Below are 26,838 nucleotides of genomic sequence, written 5' to 3' on the forward strand. Positions count from 1 at the left end.
GAAGGTGGCGTCGTGCCAGGCGTCGATACTGACGAACAAGCGTCCGTCGGGCCGGTGCTCCGCATGCCCGCGGCCGATCACCAGGTCGTCGTCCAGTGCATGCCATTGCCTGTCCGCGATACGCGCGATCATCACCGCGTTCTCGCTCAGGCCGGATGCGAAAGGCTTCGTGTTCATCGGAGTCTCCTTCCAGGAGTGCCTCGATCTCAGGCGCTCCTGGCGACACCGAACGTCAGCCGCCGGACCGTGACGGGTTGAGGGAGCACCCACGGGTAACTGTGTTCACGGGGCTCACCTCCATACGACGACTTCACGGTCCACCCTGAAAGTAGCAGCGGGGTGCCGCCTCGCTCAAACCCTTTTCCATGAGCACGAAACGCACTCATGATCCGGTGTTCTCTCCGGAAGCCGGATCGAACTTCCTCGGCCCGACCCACCATGAGGAAGCCGAACTCCCTTCCCTTGCCGAGAAGTTCATGCCGCGACCGACAGCCCCCACGCCTACTGAGTAACAACTTTCTCTACGGGTTCAAGGCGGCTCGCATGCGCTCGCCGCACTCGCGGCCCGGCTCTCCGCCAGGCCGGACGCTCCCACCTTCGTCCCACTCGGCCCGCGCGAGCGCAGCTGCAGCTTGATGTCGAAGGGGTAGGTCGTGGCTGGGGCGAGCGGCGCTCGGTGCCCGCCCCGGGTGCGGAAGGTCCGCTTACCTGGTCCCACCCGTGGGCAGTCGGTCTGCTGGGACCCGGAAGCGTTCGCGGAACTCCTGGCTGCCTGGTTCTGTCAGGGCCAGGGCTCGGGCCCGTGCCGATCCTGGTGACCCAGCCTGCTTCCAGGGTGCGGGAGCAGATCGCGGCTCCCACGGCACCGCCCAGATGGGGGCGGCGTTCGGTCCAGTCCATGCATGAGCGCACCAGCGGGCGGCGCGAAGCGGGTGGGGAGCTTGATGCCCTTCTCGGCCGTCCAGGCCGTCCCTGCCAGGGTGGGCTGTGGCTCCGGGTCCCAGGTGATCAGGCCGTTGTCGACCATCGCGTCCGTGATGGCCAGGCCGAGGGCTCCCGCGAGGTGATCGCGGCACAGCCGTGCGCGAGCCAGTGCCTTGGCCCGGCCCGTCGCGCCCAGTGAAGTGGCCGGGCAGCGCGGCGTGGGGCGACTTCGGCCAGGCTCTCGATCAGGGCCATCACCTTGGGGTCAGCCAGTCGCAGGTCCCGGTGGCGGCCGTGCCGCTCCTCTGCCAGGAGCCCGCCGCCACCAGCGCGTTCAGGTGCTCGGTGGCGGTCGAGGGTGCCACACCGGCGTGCCGAGCGAGCTCCCGGGCCGTCCAGGCCCGGCCGTCCAGAAGGACGCAACGGGAGCCCCGGCCGCGACCGGTCAGGACCTCACAGACCTGGTTCCTTCTCGCTTCTGGCCTGCGTGGGCGTGGGCAGTGGGGCCGCGAAGCACCGCAACCGGCGAAACCATCGCCAGCCCAACCGGCCCCTGACCACGACCCGATCCAGAGCTGCAGGATGCCGTGGCATGCGGGCCGAAGACCTTGGCGAGGAACTCCGCGTCAGCCAGACACTCCTGGGCCGGTCACCGTCATGCACGATGAGTACCGGCGCAGCGTTGGGGTGACATGGCCGGTTGGGGTGACATGGCCGCCAGCTGGGGGAGGTTCGGGTGGCGGGAGGAAGGACGGCGAATGATCCTGCCGAAAAGTCGCCTTGACCACTGGAGGTCCCTCGTGAAGCACCTGACCGCTGTCGCTACAGCCGTAGCGGCCTCAGTACTGATCATCCTTGGAGCCGGCCCCGCCAACGCCGACGACGGCTACCAGCCCACTGTCGTAGCTGCCCAGGTCGGAACTGTCCCGATCACCGAAGGTCTTCAAAGAGTCTTGAGCGGCTCCTGGCTTCTAGGCGGCTGACCTCCTCCCAATGAGCGGCCAGCGGTCGGAGCTGGTCGGCTCCACATCGAAGCCGACCAGCCGGCCCAGATGCAAGGGGTCACCAGGTCTCCTCGGTTGCCGCACGCCGGGTGTGGCGGGATGACCGGCAGCGTTCGTCGGTCTCTGGCTTGTCGGGGCCCGGCCGGCGGGAGAAGTCAGCACCGGTGCGCACCAGATACTCGGAATCGCCGAGAAAATCCGGCCCCCCGCGGACAACCGTGCCGGTACCACCGGGCAGATTGCGCGCCCAGATCTGGCCACCGTGGTAGACCCGGGTGCCGGGGTCGAGACGGGTCCCTGATCGACGGGATTGTGCGCGAAGGCGCCCGCCGGTGCTCGCAGCCGCACTGGAAGCGGAAGTCAATCTGTACTTACCCGGGTTGGCGGCCGAGACCGACGAAGCATGCCGGCTTCTCGCGGTCCCTCTGGTCCGGGCCGGCGCGAGGTTCGAAGACGGCGTCCTGGCCGAGCGCCCGGAGGTTACCGCTGCCTGATCATGAGGCCGAGGTGCGTGGTCAGCTGCTGCGGCGTCAGCCCAGCACGCCGGTCAGAACGCGGGCGAGTACGGCATCGAACTGGTCGCGGGGATTGCCTTCGGACGGGGAAGCGGCGAGCAAAGCGGTGATGCGGGGGTGGTTTCCTGCGGCGGCAACGTGGCGGAGGTAGGCGGACCGGCGCTGGGCACTGGTGTCCGCCGTAGCCATCTCGTTCTGGACGAACAGCGCGGCCAGGCCGCTGAGGAGGGCGAATGCCTCTAGTTTGCGGGTGGGCTCGGCCGGATGGTCGGCGAGCACCTGGAGCACGTGCTCCAGCAGGTCGATGCCGTGCGGACCGAGGGCCGGACGGCTGACAACCATGGTGGGTAGCCATGGATGACGGCGCATGATGTCCCGGGCCTGGCGGGCCATGGTGAGCAGATCGGACTGCCAGTCGCCGCTGGGGGCGGGCAGGTCGTATTCGCTCGCGGTGCTGTCGGTCATCAGGTCGAGCAGGTCGTCGCGCGTGGCCACGTAGCGGTAGAGCGAGGCGGCGCCGGTGCCCAGGACGGATGCGACACGGCGCATGGAGACGGCCTCCAGTCCCTCGCGGTCGGCCAGTTCCACCGCAGCAGCGGTGATCTCGGCACGGCTGCGTTCAGCCGGGCGCCCGACCGGCGCTTGCTCAGGCCGCATCCAGATCAACGGTTCCTGCTGTCCTGCCACCGCCACCTCCAGTGTTGCCGCCAGCCTACCTATCGCATACGTTGTTCGCGAACGATGTTCGCAAACCAGGAAGGGTGTGGTGATGACGCGCTTCGCGTACAACGGCGAGATCCAGATCGCCTTCGAAGACCTGGGCGGCGCGGGCGGCGACCCGATGCTGCTGATCATGGGATTGGGGACCACACGGTTCTGGTGGCCGGACGGCCTGGTGGCCGAATTGGTCGGCCGCGGCTTCCATGTCGTGGCTTACGACCAGCGCGACGCAGGCGAGTCCACCCACCTGCCGGACCAGCGCATCGGCCCGCCGGTCAAGGCCCTGCTGCAGCGCAAAGCGCCGGCCTACCGTGTCGAGGACTTCACCGACGACGCGGTCGCCGTCCTCGACGCCCTCGGCTGGGAGGGCGCCCACCTCTTCGGCCACTCGATGGGTGGACTCATCGCCCAGCGCATCGCGATCCGTCACCCGCAGCGCGCGCTGAGCCTGGCCACCTCCTCGGCCGTCCCCAGCGACGCGAAAGGCCTGCACGTCCTGCGCCACCTGCGCCTGGCACCCCTACTCCGTTTCGCCCGGCTTCACTCCCCCGAGACCCCTCAGGGCAATCTGGAGCTGGCATTGGCCGTCGTCCGCATCCTGGCCGCACCCGGCCAGCACATCGACGAGCACGATGTGCGCGAATTCGTGGACAAGGAGGCAGCGCACCAGGTCGCCAGCTTCCGCGACCAGAAGGCGCAAAGCCGCCAGATCGGGGCGAAGTGGCACGGCGGGTCACTCGCCGCGATCACCGCGCCGACCCTGGCGCTGCACGGCGAGCAAGATCCACTGCTACGCGTGTCGGCCGCACGCGACATCGCCGCCGCCATCCCCGGCGCACGCCTGTGCCCTGTGCCCGGCGTCGGCCACTTCCTCGCCCGCGGCGTCTGGGCCACCTACGCCGACGAACTGCGCGCGCTCGCAGACCAGGCCCACGAGCAACCGCAGACCGACGGGGTCACGCACAGGTAACCGGCGGCCGCCTCCCAGTGCCCTACTTCACGGACCACTGGAACCGAACTGCCACATCGGGCAGCTTCGAGCACACACGCCCACATCTCTTGACAATTGCTCTCCACGCACCGGATCGGCCCGCCTCAACGGCTCGATCCGGCGCCACATCTCATCAGCGATCACTCATCGGACGGACGCAGCCGATCGACGGACCAGCCGTCTGGAGAGACACACGCGACGCCTTCGCCTTGCGCGATGAGCCGTCTCAGTGGCCGACAGGCGCCTTTAGACGTGCAGCTCGGGAGGGTGGAAAGCCCGTCCAACGCAGCTCGACAGGCAGATGCCGCATGTCGATGGCGATGAGGACGGAGGCGGATCGACCGGGCGCGTAGCGGATGACCGTGAGTGCCGCGTTGCAGTGGTTGAGGCCGAGCCAACGCCGCATCGGCGCCTGCATGGCGTCTCGGACGAGCGAGGCGACAAGGAAGTTGTGGGTGACGACCAGTTCGTGCCGGTCCTCATCGCCGTCCACCGGCCCGGTGAACAGATCCAGCGCCTGGCGGGCCGGCGCGGGTCCGCGCTTCAGCTCCTCGTCGGTGGCACCAGCAAGGTAGCGCGGGTAGAAGTCTGCCGATTCGGCCGGAAGTTCGCCCTCGTCCGGCACGTAGGGCACGTGGCCACCGGCGACTTCAGAGACGCGCAGAGGAGCGTTCTTCAGTTGCTCGCCGATCAGGCGTGCGGTCTCCTCTGCCCGCGGCAGCGGACCGTGGTGAACAGTCGTAAGAGGAATGTTCCGGAGGCGTTGGCCGAGCAGTGCCGCTTGCCGCCTGCCGGCCTCTGCCAGTCCACTCTCGCCAGGCGGTGCCTCGCCGTGCCGAACGAGAGAGGTAACGCGTGACCGCGCTGGTCATCTCAGGCTTCTCTGCACCGGCGGCATTCGGAGGCCGAGGCGGGCGTAGCCCCACCGGGTTCCCTCGTACGACGCGCCTGCCTGACTGGCAGGCTGCCGGTGAAGACGCACCGGGCGGGGGCGTCTGCGGCGGCAAGGCGATCGGTCTCGCCGCGGGCGACTGCGCGCTCCGGGAAAGCGGCGACGCGCTCGTGGGCGGGACCGGGGCCGTTTGGGGAGTGGTTGGCAGAGAGCGGGGCGCGTCGCCGAGTCCAGTGCCTCCAGCGGTTCATCAGGCATTCGCCATGACATGTCCGGACTGCGGTGCCCGTCACCAAGGAATCTACACACAAGGGTCACGAGGGTGCCACATGACCTACGCGTAGGGGCCGAGGTGTGCCGCTAGCGTTGCTCGCCGCCCGGTTCCACGTGCGAATTTTGGTCAGGTCGTCGGCGCCCCTGGCGGCGCAGTCAGCACAGAAAGATCCCAGATGGACTACTGCTCGTCGTGCAGTCGGATTCTCAACGGTGCACTGGTGTGCCCCGGGTGCGGCGCTTACGCCCCGGACATAGCCCCACCTGCCCACGGCCGACACGCAGCGGCGGCCGCCCCCGCGGCGTGGGACCCATGGCATCCAGCCGGCTCCGCGGCTCCTGGCCCCGACCAGGAAGCGGAGCCACACGACTTCGATGCCGCGCCCCCTGCCGACGTCACGGCCTCAACCGGGCAGGGACGAGCGGCCCGGCGCCGTCAGCTCGCACGGTGGAAGAAGCACCGGCGCCGGGCTGCCGCTGCGACCGCCGTTGCCCTGGTCGGCGGCGGACTGACCGTCTCTCTGCTGCAGAACAAGCCATCCGCCAGCCACACCCAGGCGGCCACGACGCCGGAGCCGGAGCGCGGGTCCGCTCCCGGAACCACGACTCTCGCCGCCGCACCGGGGGCGGATCCGGGCAACCAGGCCGCACAGCACCACGGCACCCGCCTGCCTGCGACGGCCGGCCGCGATCAGAACACCCCTGCAACGCCTCCCTCTGCCATGACGTTCCGGCATCCGGATTCCGCAGCCATGGCCCACCCGGCCGCGGCGCCCCGCACGATGTCGCACACCGCGCCCGCGTCAGCCGAGCGACCGCACGTCGACCATGCCGCCGCGGCAGCACCGGCACCCACCGCACCCGCGGCCACCACACCCTCCGGCACGGGCAGCACCTCTCCGACGCGCCCCGCACCGACCGCTTCCACACCGCCGACGGCCCAGCCGACGGCCCCGACGAACGTGTGCCTGCTGGGACTCGTCTGCGTCGGCTCCTGACCGACACCGCGGAACCGGGAACGGGGACCGGGGCACTCCTCCGCGACTGAAGCGGCGCGGCCTCGCCGCAGACATCGGCGAGGCCGGCACAAAGGACGACGGGCGGTAGCGGCCGCTGTCAGCAGGGATGCGTAGTGGTCGTGGCCTCAACCTGTCGTCCCAGGAGCCAGCCGCAGTCGCGGGCCAGGAGCTGCACGTGCACGAGCGCCGCGAACGGCTCGTGGGACAGGGGCTGTTCGACCTGCCGGGTGATGCTGTCCAGGCGGGCGCTGCGCTGGTACCAGGCGATGTCCCCGCGCCACGGCGAGTCCGCGTCGCTCCGGGTTGGTGGGATCGGATCGAAGGTTGGTTTCTTGGGCGGCTCCACGGGTGGTCTCATCGTGGGGTTCATGGTGGTTCCGAGGCTCGGACCGAGGATGGGACGTCATCGAGGACGCAGTGCCCCGTCACCGCAGGCCAGACCCTGTGGGCGTGCCTTCTGCCCGTGCCGACATCTCTTCCTGCGCGATAGGCGGAGGATGAGTCCTGTGCCGTGGCGCGAGGCGAACTGCTCGACGGCAGACGGTGCCCCTCCCCAGCCCGCTTGGGCTGTTCGTCTCCGGCGGCCGACGCCGCACACGGTCACCGAGGGCCTCGTAGCGAAAGGTTCTGCATCTGCCGGAGTTCGTAAAGTCGTTGCCGCAGGCGCCGGGGTTTCGGGGGCAAGTACGCCGAACCACCGGAGTATGCGGTGCAGTGACTTCTGCCAGTGGGTCTGGCGGCGCTGGTGTCGGTGCGGTGGCGGCGGCGTCATGCTGATGCTGGGCGGTGTCGGACTGGGTTTCCGGTTGTCGCGGCGGGCGCGGGCTGCGGAGGGATACGCCCGCCGGGACAACCAGAACCCACACCCACGCCACCGGCCGACAACAGGAGCCAGCAGCCACCCCGCCAGCGATCAGGGCCACCACGCCCAGCACGCCAGCCGCCGCAGGGAACGCCCACTGCACCCTGAACAGAACAACCGGCTGCCTGGCAGTACAGGGAGCCGGTGCGATCCGTGTTGACGACTACTGCGTCATGACTTCGCGTGCGTTCTTGGCGGCTCTCGCCGAACAACTCGTCACTCTCGCGGACGGGGCCGCCAGCCGCGCCATGGTGCTGAGTGATGCGGACTACGGACGACACGCGCGGGCAGCAGCAGAGGTCCTCCTGGAAAACGCCCTGCCAGGCACGAGCTGACGAGGACGACGTCCGCAGCGGAAAGCATCCGCCGCCGACGCAGCTCGCACTCGCACACCGCCTCCGGCGGCTCCCTGACCCGGAGGAGAAGTTACTCGGCCCGATGCCCCAGCGAACGATCCGAACGAGACGGCCTAGGGCGTTTCTGATGGCTCTTGCTGGGGTGGGTGGATCAGTGCTCCGGCTGGGCAGGTGCGTTCTATGGTGCGGCGACATGAGCTGACGGACGCGCAGTGGCAGAAGATCGAGGCTTTACTGCCTGCCAATGGCAGGCCCGGCGGGCAGTGGGCCGATCACCGCAGGGTGATCAACGGGGTGCTGTTTCGGGCCCGTACCGGTGTTCCCTGGCCGGACCTGCCCGAACGGTACGGCCCCTGGCAGACCGTTTACGAGCGGCACCGTCGCTGGTCAGCGGACGGAACCTGGCAGCAGATCCTGACCGAGTTACAGATCGAGGCCGATGCCACCGATCCCGACGGGGCCCTGGCCAAGGACGTCGAGAAGGAAAGTGTGCGGCGCCGGCGGGAATGGGCGGTGAACATCGACTCCACGTCCTGCCGGGCCCACCAGCACGCAGCCGGTGCCCGCCACAGGCCGCCGCGGGACTTTCCGCAAAAGGGGGCGGTTCGCGTGTGGAAGGCGATGGGCGTGAGGCGTTGGGACGCTCACGAGGCGGGCTGACCAGCAAAGTCCATCTGCTGGCCGACGACCGGGCCCGCCCGCTGACTTGGCGGACCTCTCCAGGCCAGCGGGGCGACAGCCCTATGTTCATCCCTGTGCTGGAGGGGCTGCGGATCCGGCGGCGCGGACCGGGCCGACCCCGCAGTCGACCGGATCGCGTCCGCGGTGACAAGGCGTACTCCAGCTACGACAACCGTGCTTATCTGCGACGGCGGGGGATCAAGGCGACCATCGCCCAGCCCGATGACCAGCGGGCCAAGCGCCGGCGGAAGGGCCGGGCCGGCGGACGTCCTCCGGCCTTCGACAAGGCCCAGTACCGCCGCCGCAGTGCCGTCGAACGGTGCGTCAGCAAGTGGAAGCAGTACCGCGCAGTGGCCAGCAGGTACGACAAGCGTGACTACATCTTCAACGGCACCCTGGCCGTTGCAGCGATCGTCATCTGGCTCCGCGACACCGTCCAAGAGCCATCAGAAACGCCCTAGTGTCCTGTGCGTTCCGGCCCCACTTGCGGGGACCCACGGAGGGCGGCGTCCAGAGCAGTCATGAGCTGCGCAGCGCGGCTCCTACCGCTGGGCGCGAGAGGGTACCGCTGGAGGACATCGAGCAGGACCGGTGTGGCTCGTTCGCGGGCCTCTTCGATCGCCCTGTTCCCGGCCCTGGGATCCTCGCCCGCGCCGATTTCGGCGATGCGTGCCGCATTCGCAGCGGCACGCAGGATGTGACCCACCTGGTGAGCCTTCGCGATCGGGTGCAGGTAAGCGGCAGATGCGGCATCGCCGGCGGCTTGCGCAGCGAGACGTGCAGTTTCGGTGGCAGTCTCCTGCGCCGCTCGGTGAGCGTCCAGCGACGTGACGCGCTGACGCTTGGTCCTGGGCGCACCGTTGATGAACTCCCATGCCGCGTCAATGGCCGCACGTGGTCGGGGGTCACCGGGGTTGGCGTCCTCGAACACCGGGAGAACTTCCTGCGCTGTCTCGGCAACATAGCGCGCTACAACTCGCAATTCGTCCATGGACAGTTCGAAGTCACCGTTCACGCTCGTCACGAGGCCGATCGTCGCACATTCAGGAGTGGGGCACGCTCCCGGGCAGACCCTGCTCCTTGGTCCGGGCGAGAGGCACCAGGCTTGGCTCCGTCCGTGATCCGTAGGACAGTCCCCAGGATGGTCAACATGTGGTCGCCGGGCCAGGTATGGGAGTGGGAGGGATCGTCATCGACCGGGTGGAAATCAACGGTATTGAGGCGGACAGCGAGGATCTGAAGCTGCTCGCGCGGGTCAACTACGCGCATTTCACCTCGATGCAGGTGCGGGGCGGTGCGGTCCGGGGTCTCGATCTGCATCTGAAGCGGCTGGATGAGAGCGCGCGTGAGTTGTTCGGCAGGGCCCTGGACGCCAAGTCGGTGCGGGCCTACGTGCGACACGCCCTCGATGGAGGCCCGGACGCGGTATCAGTCCGAGTGACCGTCTTTACCCGAAGGCTGGATGCCGTGCTGCGCGGCGAAGCCGTGGAGCCGGAAGTGGCGGTGGCCACGAGCGCCCCGGCCGAGGCGCAGACCGAACCGATGCGGCTGCGGGCTGTGGAGTACGAGCGGGACCTGCCACATGTTAAGCACGCCGGGACGTTCGGGCTCACTCACCGCCAGCGGCAGGCGGTGATGGCCGGGTACGACGACGTACTGTTCACCGACCGGTACGGCCGGATCAGCGAGGCGTCGGTCTGGAACATCGGCTTCTACGACGGGGATCGGATCATCTTGGCCCGAGGCCGCCGCGCTGCCGGGCATCACGATGCAGTTGCTGCAGCGGGGGCTGGAGGCCAAGGGCAGCCCATCTGAGCGGCGTGAGGTCCAGCTCAGTGAAGTCGCGGCCTGTGCATCCGGCTCCCCGGTCTACTTTGCCTTTCTGACGAACTCGATCTCGCCGGCCGTGCCGGTCGCAAGCATTGATGGGGCGGAGCTGGCCGTCGACTCGACCGTTACGGCCTGCTCGTGGACTGCTACGGGACCAACCCCTGGCAAACCGTCTAGGAGTTGCTGGGAAAGTTCTGGTCACAGCCACTCGTTGAGGACTGCAACTAGTGCCGCATCGGACAACGTACGCCCTGTATGGCGCTCATCGGCAGCCATGGGAAGCAGGGTGATCGTGAATCACCCGACGCCAGATGGGACGTGCGTGCCAGGATCGACCGTATGACTTCCGCTTCCAGAAGCTCTGACGTGCACGCAGACATCCCGGCACCCTCGCAGCCGCTGTGGATCCGTCCTGTCCCGGAGGGTTCCGCCGGGCCCGGCGAGCAGGCTGTGCCCAACGACTACGACAGCTTCGCCGAGGCGTACTCGGCCCAGAACGAAACCAGCCTCTTCAACGCGCACTACGAGCGGCCTGCGATGCTGGACCTGGCCGGGAACGTGGCCGGCCGACGGATCCTGGACGCCGGCTGCGGCTCCGGCCCCCTGTCCGCGGCGCTGCGCGACCGGGGCGCGATCGTGACCGGCTTCGACTCCAGCACCAAGATGCTGGAGCTGGCCAGGAAGCGGCTCGGTGACGACGCGGCCCTGCACCTCGCCGATCTGGGCAGCCCGCTGCCGTTCCCCGATGCCGCGTTCGACGACGTCGTCGCGTCCCTGGTCCTGCACTATCTGGAGGACTGGAGGGCACCGCTGGCCGAGCTGCGGCGCGTGCTGACTCCCGGCGGCCGACTGATCGTGTCCGTTGATCACCCCTCCATCGGCCTCGTGCAGCCGGGCACCGACTACTTCGCGACGTATAAGCACTCCGAGGAATGGACCCTCGGCGGGCACACCGCCCTGATGGCCTTCTGGCATCGGCCGCTGCACGCGATGACCGACGCCTTCACCGCGGCCGGGTTCCGGATCAACGTCATCAGCGAACCGTTCCCTGCACCGGGCGCCCGCGAGCTGTTCCCCGACGTCTTCGTGGACAAGCCCTCGGGGGCCTTCGTGTGCTTCCTGTTCTTCGTCCTGCAGGCCGACTGATGTCGTATCAGGCCACGTTGGCCTTGGCGACGACGGCCCGGAGGCGGCGGTCGTCGGCGTGGCGGTTCCGCCGGATCAGGTAGCGGCGGATCATGCTGCCCTGCTCTGTGAGGCTGGCGTGGTCGGTGCCGTCCCGGGCGAAGTAGCGCAGGGCGGTGAACTGGGCCTCGATGCCGTTGAGCCAGGAGGAGTTGGTCGGGGTGTAGGCGATCTCGACGTTGCTGGCCATCGCCCAGGTACCGACGCGCTGGCACCGTTTCGTGGTCAGGTGCGGGGAGAAGTTATCGCACACGATCGCGATACGGATTTCGGGTGGGTGGAGGGTGCGCAGGTAGCGGCAGAACTCCAGGAACTGGGACGGCTTCTTGACCGGTTTGATGTGGCCGTAGAGCCTGTCGTGCTTGAGGTCCAAGGCGGCGAACAGGTGGCGGACCCCGCCGTATCGGTTGCAGGTCGCCCGGCGCCGACGCCGAGGCTCGCGCTCGGGGTGCTTGTGCTTGCAGCCGCGCTAGGCCCATTGCCGGCCGGGGTGCGGCTGGAGGTTGAGCGGACCGAACTCATCCACGCAGAGGATGACTTCGGGCTCGCCGTCCTCGGGGATGACTTCACCGTCGGCGATCGCGTAGCGGTGTTCGACACGAGCCTTCTTGGCCGCGTAGTCGGGGTCGCGTGAGGTCTTCCAGGTCTTCACGCGTTGAAACGAGACGCCCTCTTCGCGGAGCACGACCCGAAGGCCCTCGTGGCTGATGTCGTCGACCGCCCCCTCGGCGACCGGGAAGTCGGCCAGCTTGGCCAGGCTCCAAGTCGAGAACGACAGACCGTGCTCGGCCGGCTTCGCCTTGGCGATCTTCTTGATCTCCCGGCGTTCCTGGAGGGTGAATGTCTTCGGCCGGCCACCCTTGTACTTGGGATAAAGCGAGTCGATGCCGTCCGCGTTGAAGTTGTGGAGCACGTCGCGGACCCGGTCCGGGCTGGTGAACGTCACCTCGGCGATCTTCGCCACCGGCATGCCCTGCGCGGATAACAGCACCATCTGAGCCCACCGCCAGGTCACCACCGAACCAGTGCCTCTGCGGATGATCGGCAGCAACCGCCTGCCCTCGTCGTCATCAACTTCCCGGACACGCACGCGTTCAGCCACGTGATCATTCTGGCTGTCTGGTGCTTCCCGGCGCAGCAACTGGGCGACACATCACGACAGGGCGAACGTAGCTTGATGCGGCACTATGGCGCGTTTGCAATGTGTTCGATAATGACGAGCGAGCCTATGCTGCCGGAGCGCACGGCATGCTCTATTCCCGCCTCGACGATGTGCATCTCCCCCGCGCGCACTTCGACGTCGATGTCGCCCGCCATCAGCTGCAGCGTCCCGTCGACGACCAGCAATGCTTCCGCTGTGTCATGGGATTCCGGTTCCAAGGCGCGTCCGTCCATCCGCAGTACCTTCACCCCGGTACGCCCGACCTGCCCGAGCAGGACCGAGGTCCAGGCATCGGGCAGTTCCGCGGCCGTGCTCGGTAGGTCGACAACGTTCATGACATGCCTCCTGACGGGCTGCCTGACCAGAGGGCTGAATGAGCCGCCGGGAGACGCCCGCAATCGTGATCAAGGGACACCACGACGTTACGACGCAATGGCTCAGTGATGGTCGACCGTTCCGTAAAAAACCTCCTCGTCGCGGTCCTTCCTCTCCTGCCCGGCCGGGCGCCTCAAGCGCCACCGGGCCGTGGCCACGAGGTATCACCGTGAGGATGAGCAGGTGCCGCCTCGGGCGGCGGTCCGGCCCGAGGTACGGCTGGCTCTGATGCCCTGAGTTTGATCTGCCGACAGTCGTTCGAGGCGGTGCTTGCTGCCGCCGGACCGGTGGGCGTGTCCCGATAGGGGCCTTCGCGACAGGCACCGTCACAGTCCTGATCGCCTCACCCGGCGCGGCGTCGGCCACCGGTGTTCCCGATGTGCTCAGGAGACAGACAGGTGCCCAGCATGACTCAGGCCGCTCAGCCCCGTCACCACGTATCCCTACCGGCCGAATACATCGTGCTCAGTGTGGACACCCACAAGGACGTTCACGTGGCGGCGGTGATCACGATGACCGGAGCCCTGCTGGACGCCCGGAGCATTCCGACCACCCGGGAAGGCTACCGTCAACTGCCGGCCTGGGCACGCGCCTTCGGCCGCTTGCAGCGAGCCGGCGTGGAATGCACCGGCTCCTACGGAGCGGCCCTGGCGCGCTACCTGAACAGCGAAGGCATCTCGGTCACCGAGGTAGACCCGCCCGACAAGACCACCCGATGGCGACACGGCGAAACGGACGCGATCGACGCCGCGGCCGCCGCCCAAGCAGTGCTAACCGGCCGGGCCACGGCCACCGCCAAGACCTCCGACGGCCCAGTGGAATCCATCCGCATGTTCAAGATGGCCAAGACCTCCGCGATCAAGTCCTGTTCACAGGCGATCAACCAGTTCAAGGCCGCCCTGGTCGCCGCCGACCCCGCACTGCGCGAGGCACTGACCGGCCTGAGCAACCCCAAGCTCATTCGCAAGTGCTTCGCGCTGGAATCCGCAGACCGCACAACCCCGGCAGCTGAAGCCCGCCACACCCTTCGGCTGCTGGCCAGACGGATCCAGCACCTCACCGAAGAGATCAACGACCTCACCGCCAGGATCACCGCCGCGATCACCTCCCGCGCACCAAAACTCCTGGACCGCTACGGCGTCGGCCCGGACACCGCGGCCCTCAACCCCGTAGAAGGCATCCGGTCCCTCCTACGACGCGGCCCACTGGCCAACGGTGGCCTTCACCGACGCCCACCAACCCACCCGGACCCTGCGCCGCGGCCTGCGTCAGATCCAGTACCGGCCCCACCTCATCGACGGCTGCCGGAGCGAAACCGGACTCACCGGCAACGACCAGCACCCGACAACACGCCCAGAACCTCAGTAGCGCCAGGGATCGAGGACGAACTCAGCAGGCGGGGCGCCGCCCGGAAGGCAGAAGGTGGATGGCGAGCTGGAAACACACCTCGGCGCTCAGCGCGAGCAGGGCCATCAGCAGTGAGTTGAGGATCTTGCCGTCGGCGAGGAAGCCCCCACCGCTGACGGCCGCACCGATGACGAGGAGCGCCCCGAGCACGGTCCAGAATGCGACCGCACGCTGACGGAGCAGCACGGCGCGCACTGCCGCGACGATCGACAGCAGGACGAGCGTGAGCCCGAGCACGGCGTGCACGGCTAGGGCGAGGGTGCCGTGCCCGACCGCCCAGACGAAGCCCTCATAGGCCCCGATGAGATAGGCCCCCGCCCGAGAGCCCGGATGAGGAGCCGCATAGAGGACGTAGAGATTGACGACCAAGCCGACCGCCGCCTGCACAAGCACCAAAAAGCCGGTGGCGATCAAGATGCGGCGGACGGCACTGGGAGCAGTCATGCGAAAACTATACACAGAGTGACTGTTGAATGCGGAAAGTAGCGAGATCGGTTGGGTGCGGTGCCGGCCGGGGCACCGGCCTGGACGTCGGCCACGCGGTAGGTGCGGCCGTGCCCCCCCTCACGGGCCAGGACGTCTACGGCTGCATCAGAGCTCGACGCACGGGCCGGATGCTTGGGCCATGGCTGATTCCGCGGCAGGTAGGCAGCGCACCAGGCGCGTGCATGCGTCAGATCGGCCACCCGCTGCTTCAGGCCGGCTATGCGGCGAGCAGGTATCGTCCCGCTGACGGTCCCAGAGACAGCGCCGGTCAGCCGTGACGCGAGAGCAAGGTGGCGATGCGGCATACCCGCCGGCTGCCTGAGTGACGTAGCGCGGTGCGTTGATGTCATCCACTGATGGGTCTTCGGGTGCACCCACTCACCGAGGAGTTTCAGCGGCTCGACGATCAGGCCGGTCTCTTCCTGCGCCTCCCGAACGGCCACCCGCTCCCCGGTCTCGCCGGCCTCGACCTTGCCCGCCGGGAACTGCCAGCGCACATCGCCTTCTTCGACCGCTCGGCGAACTACAGTGTTCGTGATGCCAGAATGACATCAAAGATGCCTGCGGCGGCTTCGTGCGCGCCTGCCCCCCTGTTGGATGGTGATCATCAGGGGGAGCGAAATGACGTACACGGACGAGGGGAAGCCGCCAGCCCGGGGGGCTGTGGTCGGTCGGCACAGGAACGTTGCCCCGGCACGCACAGGGCGGCGCACTACCCGCGGACCCGCAAGCGCCCACCGGGCGACAGCGAGGTCCCTTACCCCTCCCGGCCCGTGCCGGCCACGCTGTCGATTCCCTATGTGCCGTCTTCATCCTCGCTGGCGGCGCGCTGATGGCGTTGGGTGCAGTTCCTCTGGGGTGAAGGGCTGAGCTGGCGGAACGCTGGAGCACAGTGCGGGCGGGCAACGTGCTTGCCGCGCCGCCGCGTTGCGTGATCAGATGGCGGCAGCATCGCGTGCCGGTGGCGGACTGCGTCAGGCATGGAGGCGGAGAACCGAAGGGAAGGCCATCCGTGGCTTCCCGCGACGGCGAGCGTGTAGCCGCCTTGAGCCTGCAGCTCTCACAAGCACATCAAGAACTGCGTCGCCAGATCAATAAGATCAGGACAGGTCTCGGACACCGTCGGTTGAGCGACGACGCACTTGTCACCCATTGCCTGGCCTTTTGTGCCGCATTGACGTCGCATCATCAGGGCGAGGACGACGGGGTGTTCTCCCAGTTGCTGCGCGAACGCCCGGATCTCGCACCGACGGTCGCGAAGCCGATTGAAGATCATGGAATGATCGCCTCGATCCTGTCCCGTGTGCGTGAACTCGCTGGCAGGGCTGCCGAATCACGTGGCCCCGTCCTGGAGGCGATCGGGCGTGAGCTTGACGGCCTGGCTGCGATCATGGAATCCCACTTCAGCTATGAAGAGCGGACGATCAGCGAGGCACTCGACGACGGAATGCCTGACACCGACTGGCCCGACATGGTCTTCCGGTTCGGTATGGCGTGAGTCGACATGGTTGTGGTTCTTCGCCGGGAAGTGCGTGATCAGGCAATGAGCTCGTATTGGTCCTGGTCAGGGGTGGGGTCGAGGCGCCGGTACGCGCGGGCGGCGTGGAAGCGCCAGTAGACGTCGAGGTCGCCGTGGGAAACGAGGGTGCGCAGTCGCAGGACGGCTTCAGATCCGGCAAGGCCCCAGCGGGCGCCGGTGATGTCGAGGCGGTCGGCAATCAGGTGGCGGCAGGCGCCCTGGACCGCGCCGGTCGCGATCGGCCATCCGCTGGCGAGGGCGGTGTCGTCGTGGAGCTGGTCAAGGTGGCCCATCTGGTAGCGGTGGCAGGCATCGACGGCCTCGCGCCGGGCGGCCGGTAGTCCTTCCTTGTCGGCTTGGGCAGTCATCTCGTGGACGGCGCGGGCGGCGTGACCTGCCAGGATCGCGGTCAGGTTGTCGGCGGCCCAGGTTTCAGCTTCGTTGGTGCCGGATTTGCGGAAGGAGTGGGCGGCGGCCCAGACATACTCGGCGACGTGGACGAAGTCCAGCAGTACGTGCACGGTAATACGGCGTCGGATCGTCTCAGCGGCGATCAGGGCGAGCTGGTGGCGGGCACCGTCGACGAGGACGATCCACGGCCGCAGTTGCTTCGGGTCGCGGGCCTGGGCTTGGTCGAAGGCGTCGGCGACGACCTGCTCGGGCGGGCGGACCAGAGAGGCGGTGCACCACTTGTTCTCGGCTTTCGGCCCCGGGCGGGCCGCTCGCTCGTCGCTGCGGCCGCCAGGCGGACGGATCACGTCGTGGGGGCGCCGGGGCGCGGGACGGGTGTACAAGACGCAGGCCACGGTGGCCACCCGCTTGCGGTTGGGCTTCTCACCGGGCGCGAGCCGTGCGCGGTGGCCGCCCGCGGCTTTCTCAGCGGCCCGGCGGGTGGCCTCGCGCAGGGCCTCGGGCCGCATGACCACACTCTTGCCGTCGGCCTGCACGACCAGCGGCATGTCCCGGCTGCACGGGCGAGGGATCCGGGCGCGGTAGAAGGCGTCGACGTCGACCGCGGCGCCAACCACGAGTTCTTCCAGCCGCCGCTTGCCGAGCACGTTACCGCGGCGGTGCGTCACAGCGTCCCGTGCCTGGTCGAACGAGCCGCGCACCGCTTCGGTGACCGCGATCTCGCGCATGCCCATCGAGTGCCGGCCGACGGGCAGGGGCTGCGCAGCGTCAGCGGGGTGGACATGGCAGGCACCGGGACCCCGGTAGCCGACTCGGGTGATGCGGACCGGCCCGACCACGCCGGCCAGTCAGCGCGCGTGTCGCGTCTCCCGCCATGTCCGCACCCGTCCCTCCTGCCCGCTCACGACCGGCCGGGCACCGGCGCGGACCTGGTCCTCCTCCCGCCGGGCAGGGAGGTCAAGATGGCCCTGCAGCAGCCGTAACAGGTTCCGCCCCGCCGTCTCCAGGTGTTCCTCCAACTCGGCGTGGGTCCACGCGCTGGCCTGGTCGCCCGACAGGGTGTCCATCAGTGTCGCGAAGGCGCTGACCGAGCGGGCAAAGGGGGCGGCTGCGGCATGAGTGTCGTACGGTTTCATCTCCGGGGCTCTTCCCGTCCTGCGTCCGACACGGTTGGCACCTTCGAATGTAGGTGGAAGAGCCCTGCTGTCAACGGGAGTTGGACAAAGCGCCCGTCTGGCGGCAGGCCGGGGTGAACCGGGGACGTTCTCGTCCAGCCAGCCCCGCTCCACCAACCGTTTCAGCTCCGACCGGGTGCCCTCGGTTCTGTCCGTTGCCAAGGAACCCAGCCCGTTCGTCACCGATTCCAGCCGCCCGCCTGGCGTCGGGTCCCTCAGTCGGTCTATCCCCGGCGCTGTACGGCGCGATGCCTGCGGTAGTAGGAGAACGTGACGGCTGCGGTCAGCGGGCCCCAGAGGACCAGCGGCTGGTAGAGCATGCCGACGAGCAGGTGTCCGGTGGGTGTCATGTCCTCGTGCGGATACGTCCACCACCAGGGGACGTTGGCCCAGAGCACGGTCAGAGCCACTGCGCCCAGGGCTGCAGGGACGACAACAGCCATGCGACGCACCCTGCGCCCTCCGACCAGCGGCATCCAACCCGGAACAACCTCGCCCCACGGCCGTACCAGGCCGATCGTCAGGAAGGCGACCAGCTCGCAGAGCACACTGAGCGTCAGCATCCATGCCTTGGACCCGACCGTCTCGAAGGGCACGAAGCCCAACTCCGTGTAACCAGCGGGGTATCCGAGCACCATGGCGATGCGCCACAGCCCACTCGGCAGAACCACCAGCGTGGTCAGATGCGCGGCCCAGATCGCCCAACGGGGTGCTGCCGCTGCGAATTTGGTGGGAGAGGAGGAGAGGTGGAAGTCCATGTGACTCATCCTCAAGCTTTCCCCGACGCTTTCCGTCAGCCTGCGCGGCACACTCGTATGAGCCGCCAGTACGAGACTTGCGCGGCGTGATCAGGCGGGCGGCGGAAGCACAGTCATCCTCCGAGACGATGTGGCCGACGGGCCGTTCGCCTCCGCCGCAACGACTGGGTTCGGTGGCAAACGGCCTGGATTCATTGGCGAGGGACAGTTTCCGGAGGCAGTTGGTGATCAACCGGCTCTGGAATGTGGAGGAGACATGACGGCACTGCGTGGATACGAACGTGGGGACGGCCAGCCACCCGGAGGGCGGCTGGCCGTCGAGGCAGGTAGCGGCAGAGGTCGGTACCTGTTTCTGACTCCCCGTGGCCGGGTGAGAGAGTGCAGCCAGCCCTTGGCGTGCGGGCGTTTTCGACCGGCCTTTAATCACTTGACCCGGTCCGTACGGTGTTCGAGTGATGGACATTCGGAGACACGAACTCCGCGCCGCGTATGACGCCCAACTCCGTGGTGTCACCCCGCCTGGCGGCAGCGCCCGCATCGAGCAGGACGGCCCATTGACACGTGTCGTCGGTTGGCACCGTGGCTTCGTCACGGGCCCACGCGACCTCGGTGTGTGCGGGGCGGAACTCGACACGCTCATAGCGCGGCGGCGTGACTACTACGCTGCCCGTGGTGAGGCGGTCGAATGGAAGACTCGCGCCCACGATCTGCCCGCCGACCTCACCGACCGACTCACCGCGGCGGGCTTCGTCGCCGAGGACAGCGAGACCGTGCTCATCGGGCGGTCCGCGGACCTTGCCACCGACCCCGTCCTGCCCGACGGCGTGACCCTCCGCCGTGTCACCGCCCGATCAGACCTCCAGCGCATTGCCGCTATGGAGAGCACCGTCTGGGGCGAGGACTGGAGCTGGCTCGCGGACGACCTGACCGCCCGGATCGAGAATGCCCCGGAGAACACCATCGTCCTCGTCGCCGAGGCACGCACCGAAGTCGTCGGTGCCGCCTGGCTGGTGTTCAAGGACGGCGTCGACTTCGGCGGCCTCTGGGGCGGCTCAACGCTCAAGGAATGGCGCGGACAGGGCATTTACCGGGCCATGGTCGCCCACCGAGCCCAGCTCGCCGCTGCCCGGGACGTCCGCTACGTCTACGTCGATGCCTCGGCCGACAGCGCCCCGATCCTCACTCGCCTTGGCCTGCACGCGGTAACCACGACGACACCGTATGTCTGGTCGCCCTGAGCTCAGCCGGCCTTCGCCGGCCCCTCATCTGGTGCCCAGGTGCTGGCGAGGCGGTAGGAATCGGTGCCGGTCTCGATGATGGTGCCGTTGAAGGTGACGCGGTCGACGATCGCCACGCAAAGGCTGAGGACCGGTACGCCGGATCTCGTTGCAAGTGAGCGGGATCAGCCCTGGAATGTCCTTCCAGCTCGGATCACGGCTCGGATGTCGAACAGAGTCTCCAGATGCTGCAGCGGATTGCCGGCTACCGCGATGAGGTCGGCGTCGTAGCCGACGGCGATCCTTCCTTTGCGATCGGCCAGCCCGCATGCCTGTGCGGCAAGGGAGGTTGCCGAAGCCAAGGCTTCGGTGTTGGTGAGGCCGAGAGAGCCGAAGTGGAGGATCCCGTACGGGAGCACGCCGTGAGGCTTACGGGGACCGGCACCGGCATCGGAGCAGCAGACCAGCCGCGCTCCTTCGCGGTGCATCCGTGCGAAGTTCGCGCTGCGCTGCTCCACACGCTCGGCCATGTGCGGTGCGACCATCGAGCCTGTCGGCAGCCATGCTTCGGTGGCGCCGACGAAGATGCCTGCCTCCACCACGGCCCCAACGGTCTTCCAGTCGGGCTCGACACCGCCTTCGGTGAAGAAGGAGGCATGCTCGAGGCCGTCGACGCCGGCTGCGACGGCATCAGCCATCCCCTGGCGGCCGTGCGCATGCGCGGTGACCGGCCTGCCGTGCGCATGGGCGATCCGGGTCACCGCGGCCAGTTCGTCGCGTGTGTACTGCGACTGGTGCGGCCCCCAACCAGGAGTGGTCACACCACCGGTCGCCATGACCTTGACCACGTCGACGCCGCGAGCGACGTGCTGTCCGACCGCGGCCTCCACAGCCGCGATGCCGTCGGCTTCGCCGCCCAAGTACCAGCAGTGTCCGCCAGTTCGCGTGATGGGAGGCCCGGCGGCAACAACCTCCGGACCCATCTCCATGCCTGCCGTGTAGCGGTCACGGAGCGACAGGGCGAGAAAGCGACGATCGCCGAGGTCCCGTACGGTCGTGACGCCCGCCCGCAGTTGCTGTTCGGCGTGGAAGCGCATGCGCGTCAGGGTGGTGTGGTCATCTTCATCCGCCATCGTCTGCTTCGACCTGTCGTCGGGGTCGAAGGCGAGGTGCACGTGGGAGTCGATGAGCCCGGGCAACAGCGTGGCGTCGCCGAGATCCAGAACGCGCAGATCCGCAGAGGGGGGCGCTCCCGTCATATCGACACCGGCAATGCGTGAACCCTCGATGACCACGAGCGGGCGCCCCACTCGCAATGCGTACCCGTCGAACAGCCGCGCCGCGCGGACTGCCCAGATCCGTTGGCCCTGTATGTGTTGTTGTTCGCCGTTGGCAATCACCCGACTGTGTCTCCTCACCGCTCAGTAACTGCTAGTACTCCAGCCGCAGTTCGCGATCTTGCTGATGGGGCGCAGACCGACACTAGGCCACGGGACAGCGCACGGACAGGTCCGCTCAGGAGGAGGGAAAGGGCACCGTTGGCCAATGAGCCCCTGGTCGCCCGGCTCAGCGTGTCCGACCGGACAGGACGCCGGCTCTCAAAGACTTGGCCGCTTGGCTGCCGAGTTCAGGGTTTGGCTTGATCATGTGTGTACTACCGATGGAGCGACATGAAAGGGTCAAACGGAAACGATCACTGGTGAATAACGGGAAGGGCGTCGCATGGCAGGGCTTTCTTGGCGACTGGCCTGGGCTACTATTCCCGCACTGTCATCCGGGCTTGTCTTGCTGGCAACAATCACCCGATTCCATCCAGCGATTTGCTGGATTGCGGCACTCGCCCTGTTGCTGATCTTCGGGCTAGCGCCCGCAAGAAGAAGGTTCGGCCATGGAGCCGGAGCCTCAAAGGGCACTACCCGAACTGATCATTCGGGCGGATGACTTGATAAAAACAACCCAGAAGCGCCGGGAAAATCAAACCCGCAACGGAATTAGTCGTCGCAGCCACGGAGTCCGCCTCGATAGTCACCCACCTCGGCCAATGGTGGACGGTGAACTACGCTGCAGCAGCGGCGCATTCGGGTAACAGAATGGACATATCCACCGATCCGCTGGCCGGAGGCCCCCCAGCGAGCCACGGTGCGATCACCGTAGCAATACAGGACGGCAAGATCTCTGGGTAACGAGAAGTGCACCTCACAGAAAAATCCCTGGGGTCGGAACGGTCCAGACTTGGCTGAACGGGACGACGGAACTCACCAGGGATGTGACCCAAAACGACGAGACTTCCCAGAACACCGGGGCGTCTCCACGGAGGGAATCCTCAACTCGGGCTGGTGGCACTCGTTCAACTCCTGTCTGTCAGCCCAGGGGTTCCGGCCTGGGTCATCGTCGGGATCGAAGCCGCAGTCGGCCTGGCCTGTGTCGCATCAGAAGGCCCCGGCTCCGTTCTGGCTGCCGGTGCAAGCCCCGCAGTCGCCGGAACCGTCGTCAGTTACTGCGGTGCATGGGCCGGCGAAAACGAAGGACGAAACTTCCAGCCCTACTGCGGTCTGCAGCCAGAAGCCTGCCAACGGCGTTGCTGAACATCCGACACTGCAAGAACACCGAGCCCCGGACCAGTCGGTTCGGGGCTCGCTTCGCCCGTGTCGGCATCGGGCGATGACTCCGCCCGTGACACGCCCGGAAGTCCTCACGTGTGTCTGTGCAGAAACCGCCGCACCAGTTGATGCCATTCCTTCGGCTGCTCCCAGTAGGCGCTGTGTCCAACGTGGCGCATGACCTTGAACTCGGCGTCCGGAATTCGATCGGCCATCATTTTCATGACCGGAGGCGGAGCATAAGGGTCCTCATCGCCGGCGAGCACCAGCGCCGGAACGGAGATGTCCGCAACGCGAGCCAGTGTGAGGGGTTCGCGTACGGACTGGTAGGAAAGGTGGCCCGTGGAGTCACCTCCCTGCGCCATGTCCAGGAAACGGCGCACCCCCTTGGGGTGCGCCGCCCGATAGGTCCTGCCCAGTTCCTTCTCCTCGGTCGGCAGTCCGAGGAGGTCGGGATCGACGTACTGAGCACGGAACCGAACGGATTCTGGGTCAACGAGCCTGCAATAGCTGGTGGAGACGACGAGTGCGGCCAGTGACGACGGATCGTCAAGGGCGTACTCGACGGCGCACCAAGCCCCACGTGCGGTGCCCACCAGCGAGAACTGCGGTAATTCGAGTTTCTCCACCAGGGCTTCAAGGTCACCTGTCATCGACCCGGAGGCTCGCTCCTCGGGAGCACAGCGCGTCCGGCCGAAGCCGCGCATGTCGTAGGTGATGACCCGGTAGCCCACGGTCTCGAACATCGCTCGCTGCTCCGCCCAGCAGGCGCTGGTGCCGGCGGCGGCGTGCAACAGCACGACCGGTTGACCGTCACCGCCACTGTCCTCGACCCAGAGTTGCGCTCCACCAATGTCGCGGTACGGCACCTGAACTCTCCTTGCCGGTAGGGCTGCCAACTACCTGAAGTTACTGGGAATGAGCCACGCCATGCCCGGCACAGCCATGCCCCAGATCCGGGTAGGCCGCTCGCCGACTCCCCCGCCCCGTTTCGGGACTGCGGCCTTAGCTCCCGCTGATGCCCGGTCCCCGGCCGGCCCTGCGCGACTGGCTCACGTGACATCAGCGCCCGGCCCTGGTCCGGCATGACGAGCGCGGCCTGCCGGCTGGAATCTCCGCCCGAGCCGATAGAGTTCACCTCACCGGCCCCGGACGCTGCCCGTTCCCCCGTGGCGCAGCGTCCGGGGCCGACTCGTGCACTCGGGTGCCGGGCGGAGAGTGTGGCGGCCATGTCTGGCACCCGGTCTACTTCCGGTCGGCCGGCTGGAAGCAGTAAGTCCCGTGGCCTGTGCTTTCGCCCGCCGGCCCAATCCCATTCGGGGTGTTCGTGCCAGACTGTCGGGCGGCCGGCGGCATCTGAACCCCGTATTGAGCTGCTTCTTCAGGGCGGTTTCCTTCTGCGGCCGCCCTTGAGCCCAGGAACGGCTTGGCGTTGGTTTTCCGGCAGAAGCCGCGAGGCCAGTGCCCCCTGTTCTCGACGCTGGAGGCGATGGCTGCCACCGTCCGGGCACCCCGGTGACGGACGTGCGTCGAGCGAACTCACGGGAACCGCTTCGCGATCGCCGCCGTGATCGCATCCGGTGCGTGTTCCTGAATGAAGTGCCGCGCGTGGGGCAGCTCGACCAAGTCCAGATCGGTGAAGGCGGCACGCATCCGCGGGATGGAGGTGTTCGGACGGAACACCATGTCCTGCATCCCCCACACCAACAGGGTCGGCTTGTCGCCGAGCCGAGCGGGCACCTCTCGTGCCAGCTGGTCCAACAACGCCCGCGCGGCACGAATTTCCTTGGGCATCACGGCGAGTCCACGCCGGGCTTCCGCAGTGGGCTGCACCGCACGGTAGTGGTCAGCCTCGGCCGCGGTGAGCTTACGCCCCAGCTCTGCGAGCAGGACGCGCTCAACGAGGAAATTCCGTTGGAGTATCCGCCGCTGCATCGGACGGCTACCCATGATCACGCTGAAAGCCCGATTCGCCATCGCCTCGATCGGCCAGAACACCGTGTTGCCCAGCACGATCCCCCTCACCCGGTCCGCGCGCCCGGTGACCGCGCCCAGACCGATAGGGCCACCCCAATCGTGTCCCATCACAACGAAGTCGTCGAGCTGCAGGTGATCGATCAACTCGCCGAGGACCGCGGTGTGCTCGGCGATCGTGTAACCGAAACCCACAGGACGTTCGGACAGTCCGAATCCCAGGAGGTCGACAGCGACACACCGGTACCGATCACGCAGATCCTTCACGATGTGACGGTAGAGGAAACTCCACGCCGGAGCGCCGTGACAGAACAGGATCGTCGGTCCGGTCCCCTCCTCGATGTAGTGAACCCTGCCAACGGACGAGTCGAACCAACGCGACTCAAAAGGGTAGAGATCTCCGTCGGGAACGAAGTCGATCAGCATGGGCCCTCCCTCGGACGCCGTGCCACATAGTCTCCCAACTCGGCGCACGCGGCATCCGGCAGACTGGTGGTCATGCGTGTTGTTTCGCTGGTCCCTTCGCTCACCGAAGCCGTCGCCGCCACCAGGCGGGACCTGCTGGTAGGCGCCACCGACTGGTGTACCCACCCGCACGACCTCGATGTCGTCCGGGTGGGCGGCACCAAGAACCCCGACACCGAGCGGATCGCCGCGCTCGCGCCCGACCTGGTCATCGCCAACGAGGAGGAGAACCGGGCACCGGACCTGGCCGCGTTGCGTGCCACCGGGCTGCGCGTCCTGGTCACCGAGGTACGCACCGTGGAGCAGGCGTTCAGCGAACTGCGCCGGGTGCTGGTCGAGGGCTGCGGGCTGCCCGGACCAGCCTGGCTGGCCGAGGCGGAGGACGCCTGGCGGCGGGTGGCGCCGCCCACCCGGCTGGTCCCGGCCGTCGTGCCGATCTGGCGGCGGCCCTGGATGGTGTGCGGGCGGGACACCTTCGCGGGCGACGTACTGGCCCGGCTCGGGGTCGGCAACGTCTACGCCGGTCACGCCGAGCGCTATGCGCGTATCCCGATCGGCGAACTGAACGCGGCCGGGGCCGAGTTGGTGGTGCTGCCCGACGAGCCGTACCGATTCACCGCCGACGACGGTCCGCAGGACTTCCCCGGGCTTCCCACGGCGCTGGTCAGCGGACGCCATCTCACCTGGTACGGGCCCTCGATGCGGGAGGCGCCCCAGGTCATCGGCGCGGCGCTGCGAGCAGCTCACCGCTGACCAGGCCGCGCGGCGGGCGCCGCGACAAGCGCTACGCCCAGCACGTCGCCCCGCTGCAGGAGGTCGGCGCGCTGCTGGAGGCGAAGTCCATCCACCCCGGCCGCTCCGCCTACCACCACCTGCTCTCGCTCGCGCTCACCCACGGCATCCCGCGCCGCCGGGTCGACGAGGTGGTAGAGCTCGCCGGGCTCGGAAAGGTCGCCAAGAAGCGGGCGGGCGCGTTCTTGCTCGGCATGGGCCAGCGCCTCGGCATCGCCGCCGCGCTGCTCGGCGACCCCTGCAGACGATCATGCTGGACGAGCCGGTCAACGGGCTCGACCCGGTGGGCGTGCTGTGGATCCGCAACCTGCTCACCTGCCTGGCGGACGAGGGCAGGACGGTCTTCGTCTCCTCGCACCTGATGAGCGAGATGGCGTTGACAGCGACCAACCTGGTGATCGTCGGCCGGGGCCGACTGCCGGCTGACACCACGGTGGCCGACTTCCTCTAGCGGTCGGGCGGCGACAGCGTCAAGGTCGTCTCCGCCGACTCCGCGCGCCTGCGCGAGCTGCTGCTTGGCCCGAAGGTGACGGTCACCGGCGAGGCAGGCTCGGAGACGCTGCTCGTCAACGGCCTGACGGCGGCGCGGGAGATCGGGCAGCGCGCGGCGGACGCCGGCGTCGCCGTCTACGAGCTGACCCCGCAGGTGGTCTCCCTGGAGGAGGCGTGCATGACGCTGACCGGGGACACCGTCGAGTACCGCAGCAACGCAAGCACCAATTCCCACGGGAGTGTGGCCGCATGAGCGCGACCCTGACGGCGCCGGCCACGCCGCGGACCGAGGCCGCGAGGCCGAGCTACAAGGTGGCCTTCCCGCGCGTGCCGCGCGCTGAGGGTGCCAAGTTCCTCTCGCTGCGGTCCACTTGGATCACGCTGGGGATCTCGCTGGGGATCTCGCTGCTGATCCTGGTCGGCATCGGCGTCATGTCGGCCTACCGCTACAACCCGGCCGACCTGCACGGCCCCGACGCGGACGCCAAGAACGCGGTCGCGCTGGCACTTCGCAGCAGCGGGCTCGCCCAGCTGGCGCTCGGCGTGCTCGGCGTGTCGGCGTGCTCGGCGTGCTGATCACGGCCGGCGAGTACACCACCGGCATGATCCGGTCGACACTGACGACGGTTCCCAGGCGGCTGCCGGTGCTCTGGTCCAAGCCGCTGGTCGGCTTCGGCGCGGTGCTCGTGGTCGCCACCATCGGCGCGTTCGCGTCGTTCCTGGGCGGCATGAGCTTCCTCACCGGCAAGCCGA

At 67.9% G+C, this 26,838-nt stretch carries 20 protein-coding genes and 7 pseudogenes; 12 read left to right on the forward strand and 15 right to left on the reverse strand.

The annotated features are described in order from the left end of the window. Positions 1 to 704: 704 nt before the first annotated feature. Positions 705 to 1,373, reverse strand: a pseudogene (locus tag GR130_RS40790) (ArsR/SmtB family transcription factor). Positions 1,374 to 2,225: 852 nt separating this feature from the next. Between GR130_RS40790 and GR130_RS41970 the strand changes: the two are divergent. Beyond that, positions 2,226 to 2,416 (forward strand): annotated as a pseudogene (locus GR130_RS41970) (IS256 family transposase); the annotation flags it as partial. 42 nt (positions 2,417 to 2,458) lie between these two features. On the opposite strand, the gene GR130_RS21000 reads toward GR130_RS41970, so the two are convergent. After that, entirely contained in the window at positions 2,459 to 3,100 is a 642-nt protein-coding gene (locus GR130_RS21000; RefSeq protein WP_201304956.1) for a TetR/AcrR family transcriptional regulator, read from the reverse strand. 112 nt (positions 3,101 to 3,212) lie between these two features. On the opposite strand from GR130_RS21000, the gene GR130_RS21005 reads away from it, so the two are divergent. Further along, the gene (locus GR130_RS21005; protein WP_159506130.1) at positions 3,213 to 4,133 is read left to right on the forward strand and encodes an alpha/beta fold hydrolase; all 921 of its coding nucleotides are present in this window, start codon (positions 3,213 to 3,215) and stop codon (positions 4,131 to 4,133) included. A 247-nt stretch (positions 4,134 to 4,380) separates the two neighbouring features. Here the strand turns inward: GR130_RS21005 and GR130_RS21010 are convergent. Further along, positions 4,381 to 5,026 (reverse strand): annotated as a pseudogene (locus GR130_RS21010) (histidine phosphatase family protein). Positions 5,027 to 5,495: 469 nt separating this feature from the next. Between GR130_RS21010 and GR130_RS41975 the strand changes: the two are divergent. Beyond that, a complete protein-coding gene (locus GR130_RS41975; protein WP_443043637.1) occupies positions 5,496 to 6,317 on the forward strand; it encodes an SCO2400 family protein in 822 nt (273 codons plus the stop codon). A 118-nt stretch (positions 6,318 to 6,435) separates the two neighbouring features. Here the strand turns inward: GR130_RS41975 and GR130_RS21015 are convergent, their stop codons facing one another. After that, positions 6,436 to 6,696, reverse strand: a complete 261-nt coding sequence (locus GR130_RS21015; RefSeq protein WP_159506131.1) for a DUF6415 family natural product biosynthesis protein — start codon at positions 6,694 to 6,696, stop codon at positions 6,436 to 6,438. Between the two features lie 1,040 nt (positions 6,697 to 7,736). On the opposite strand from GR130_RS21015, the gene GR130_RS21025 reads away from it, so the two are divergent. Beyond that, a protein-coding gene (locus tag GR130_RS21025; RefSeq protein ID WP_443043638.1) for an IS5 family transposase occupies positions 7,737 to 8,698 on the forward strand; the annotation gives its coding sequence in 2 pieces (ribosomal slippage) (positions 7,737 to 8,124 and positions 8,124 to 8,698; 963 coding nt in all). Here GR130_RS21025 and GR130_RS21030 read toward each other — a convergent pair. Next, positions 8,695 to 9,261 carry a putative immunity protein gene (locus tag GR130_RS21030; RefSeq protein WP_159506132.1) on the reverse strand — a complete coding sequence of 189 codons (567 nt, stop codon included), beginning with the start codon at positions 9,259 to 9,261 and terminating at the stop codon, positions 8,695 to 8,697. The two genes, GR130_RS21025 and GR130_RS21030, sit on opposite strands and share 4 nt — an antisense overlap. A 152-nt stretch (positions 9,262 to 9,413) precedes the next feature. Between GR130_RS21030 and GR130_RS21035 the strand changes: the two genes are divergently transcribed. Both GR130_RS21035 and GR130_RS21040 read left to right on the forward strand, forming a co-directional pair. Next, positions 9,414 to 10,052 carry an aminotransferase class IV gene (locus GR130_RS21035; protein ID WP_201304957.1) on the forward strand — a complete coding sequence of 213 codons (639 nt, stop codon included), beginning with the start codon at positions 9,414 to 9,416 and terminating at the stop codon, positions 10,050 to 10,052. 381 nt (positions 10,053 to 10,433) lie between these two features. Beyond that, positions 10,434 to 11,213 (forward strand): methyltransferase domain-containing protein, encoded by a 780-nt coding sequence (locus GR130_RS21040; protein ID WP_443043639.1) that lies wholly within the window; start codon positions 10,434 to 10,436, stop codon positions 11,211 to 11,213. Positions 11,214 to 11,220: 7 nt separating this feature from the next. On the opposite strand, the pseudogene GR130_RS41630 reads toward GR130_RS21040, so the two are convergent. Both GR130_RS41630 and GR130_RS21050 read right to left on the reverse strand, forming a co-directional pair. Next, positions 11,221 to 12,354: pseudogene (locus GR130_RS41630) on the reverse strand (IS630 family transposase). 83 nt (positions 12,355 to 12,437) lie between these two features. Beyond that, complete coding sequence (locus GR130_RS21050) at positions 12,438 to 12,749, reverse strand: cupin domain-containing protein (RefSeq protein ID WP_159506134.1); 312 nt, start codon at positions 12,747 to 12,749, stop codon at positions 12,438 to 12,440. A gap of 438 nt (positions 12,750 to 13,187) precedes the next feature. Between GR130_RS21050 and GR130_RS41980 the strand changes: the two genes are divergently transcribed. Continuing rightward, positions 13,188 to 14,157 (forward strand): IS110 family transposase gene (locus tag GR130_RS41980; RefSeq protein WP_443043640.1). Its coding sequence is split into 2 segments (ribosomal slippage): positions 13,188 to 14,003 and positions 14,005 to 14,157, totalling 969 coding nucleotides; the frame shifts between segments, so codons are not numbered across the junction. A gap of 21 nt (positions 14,158 to 14,178) precedes the next feature. Here the strand turns inward: GR130_RS41980 and GR130_RS21060 are convergent. Beyond that, a complete protein-coding gene (locus tag GR130_RS21060; RefSeq protein ID WP_159506135.1) occupies positions 14,179 to 14,640 on the reverse strand; it encodes a hypothetical protein in 462 nt (153 codons plus the stop codon). Then, positions 14,637 to 15,221 (reverse strand): NUDIX hydrolase, encoded by a 585-nt coding sequence (locus GR130_RS41985; protein ID WP_159510115.1) that lies wholly within the window; start codon positions 15,219 to 15,221, stop codon positions 14,637 to 14,639. The genes GR130_RS21060 and GR130_RS41985 overlap by 4 nt, the downstream gene beginning before the upstream one ends. Positions 15,222 to 15,694: 473 nt before the next feature. Between GR130_RS41985 and GR130_RS21070 the strand changes: the two genes are divergently transcribed. Continuing rightward, positions 15,695 to 16,180 (forward strand): hemerythrin domain-containing protein, encoded by a 486-nt coding sequence (locus GR130_RS21070; protein ID WP_159506136.1) that lies wholly within the window; start codon positions 15,695 to 15,697, stop codon positions 16,178 to 16,180. A 38-nt stretch (positions 16,181 to 16,218) separates the two neighbouring features. On the opposite strand, the pseudogene GR130_RS21075 reads toward GR130_RS21070, so the two are convergent. Together GR130_RS21075 and GR130_RS21080 are read right to left on the reverse strand one after the other, a co-directional pair. Continuing rightward, positions 16,219 to 17,748 (reverse strand): annotated as a pseudogene (locus GR130_RS21075) (ISKra4 family transposase). A gap of 263 nt (positions 17,749 to 18,011) precedes the next feature. Beyond that, a complete protein-coding gene (locus tag GR130_RS21080) occupies positions 18,012 to 18,545 on the reverse strand; it encodes a hypothetical protein (RefSeq protein WP_159506137.1) in 534 nt (177 codons plus the stop codon). Between the two features lie 455 nt (positions 18,546 to 19,000). Between GR130_RS21080 and GR130_RS21085 the strand changes: the two genes are divergently transcribed. Beyond that, complete coding sequence (locus tag GR130_RS21085) at positions 19,001 to 19,783, forward strand: GNAT family N-acetyltransferase (RefSeq protein ID WP_159506138.1); 783 nt, start codon at positions 19,001 to 19,003, stop codon at positions 19,781 to 19,783. A 2-nt stretch (positions 19,784 to 19,785) separates the two neighbouring features. Here the strand turns inward: GR130_RS21085 and GR130_RS21090 are convergent. The 4 genes and pseudogenes from GR130_RS21090 to GR130_RS21105 all read right to left on the reverse strand — a co-directional run. Further along, positions 19,786 to 19,905 (reverse strand): annotated as a pseudogene (locus GR130_RS21090) (IS21-like element helper ATPase IstB); the annotation flags it as partial. 42 nt (positions 19,906 to 19,947) lie between these two features. After that, on the reverse strand, positions 19,948 to 21,162 hold the full coding sequence (locus GR130_RS21095; RefSeq protein WP_159506139.1) for a metal-dependent hydrolase family protein: 1,215 nt from the start codon (positions 21,160 to 21,162) through the stop codon (positions 19,948 to 19,950). A gap of 1,292 nt (positions 21,163 to 22,454) precedes the next feature. Next, a complete protein-coding gene (locus tag GR130_RS21100) occupies positions 22,455 to 23,231 on the reverse strand; it encodes an alpha/beta fold hydrolase (protein ID WP_159506140.1) in 777 nt (258 codons plus the stop codon). A gap of 670 nt (positions 23,232 to 23,901) precedes the next feature. After that, positions 23,902 to 24,762, reverse strand: a complete 861-nt coding sequence (locus tag GR130_RS21105) for a haloalkane dehalogenase (protein ID WP_159506141.1) — start codon at positions 24,760 to 24,762, stop codon at positions 23,902 to 23,904. Between the two features lie 72 nt (positions 24,763 to 24,834). Here GR130_RS21105 and GR130_RS21110 point away from each other — a divergent pair, with 72 nt between their 5' ends. The 3 genes and pseudogenes from GR130_RS21110 to GR130_RS21120 all read left to right on the forward strand — a co-directional run bounded on the left by GR130_RS21110 (position 24,835) and on the right by GR130_RS21120 (position 26,661). After that, positions 24,835 to 25,554: a helical backbone metal receptor gene (locus GR130_RS21110; protein ID WP_159506142.1), complete on the forward strand. Its 720-nt coding sequence runs from the start codon at positions 24,835 to 24,837 to the stop codon at positions 25,552 to 25,554. After that, positions 25,455 to 26,338: pseudogene (locus tag GR130_RS39935) on the forward strand (AAA family ATPase); the annotation flags it as partial. The gene GR130_RS21110 and the pseudogene GR130_RS39935, both read left to right, overlap by 100 nt. 74 nt (positions 26,339 to 26,412) lie before the next feature. Beyond that, entirely contained in the window at positions 26,413 to 26,661 is a 249-nt protein-coding gene (locus tag GR130_RS21120) for a hypothetical protein (protein WP_236573301.1), read from the forward strand. Positions 26,662 to 26,838 lie beyond the last annotated feature (177 nt).

It is taken from the genome of Streptomyces sp. GS7, from assembly GCF_009834125.1.
In the GTDB taxonomy this organism is placed as follows: domain Bacteria; phylum Actinomycetota; class Actinomycetes; order Streptomycetales; family Streptomycetaceae; genus Streptomyces.

What these genes read in the sequence shown, in the direction of transcription:
- GR130_RS21000 (WP_201304956.1), bottom strand. Translation starts at nt 3,100, where the DNA reads ATGCGGCCTGAGCAAGCGCCGGTCGGGCGCCCGGCTGAACGCAGCCGT.
- GR130_RS21005 (WP_159506130.1), top strand. Translation starts at nt 3,213, where the DNA reads ATGACGCGCTTCGCGTACAACGGCGAGATCCAGATCGCCTTCGAAGAC.
- GR130_RS41975 (WP_443043637.1), top strand. Translation starts at nt 5,496, where the DNA reads ATGGACTACTGCTCGTCGTGCAGTCGGATTCTCAACGGTGCACTGGTG.
- GR130_RS21015 (WP_159506131.1), bottom strand. Translation starts at nt 6,696, where the DNA reads ATGAGACCACCCGTGGAGCCGCCCAAGAAACCAACCTTCGATCCGATC.
- GR130_RS21050 (WP_159506134.1), bottom strand. Translation starts at nt 12,749, where the DNA reads ATGAACGTTGTCGACCTACCGAGCACGGCCGCGGAACTGCCCGATGCC.
- GR130_RS21060 (WP_159506135.1), bottom strand. Translation starts at nt 14,640, where the DNA reads ATGACTGCTCCCAGTGCCGTCCGCCGCATCTTGATCGCCACCGGCTTT.
- GR130_RS21080 (WP_159506137.1), bottom strand. Translation starts at nt 18,545, where the DNA reads ATGGACTTCCACCTCTCCTCCTCTCCCACCAAATTCGCAGCGGCAGCA.
- GR130_RS21085 (WP_159506138.1), top strand. Translation starts at nt 19,001, where the DNA reads ATGGACATTCGGAGACACGAACTCCGCGCCGCGTATGACGCCCAACTC.
- GR130_RS21105 (WP_159506141.1), bottom strand. Translation starts at nt 24,762, where the DNA reads ATGCTGATCGACTTCGTTCCCGACGGAGATCTCTACCCTTTTGAGTCG.
- GR130_RS21110 (WP_159506142.1), top strand. Translation starts at nt 24,835, where the DNA reads ATGCGTGTTGTTTCGCTGGTCCCTTCGCTCACCGAAGCCGTCGCCGCC.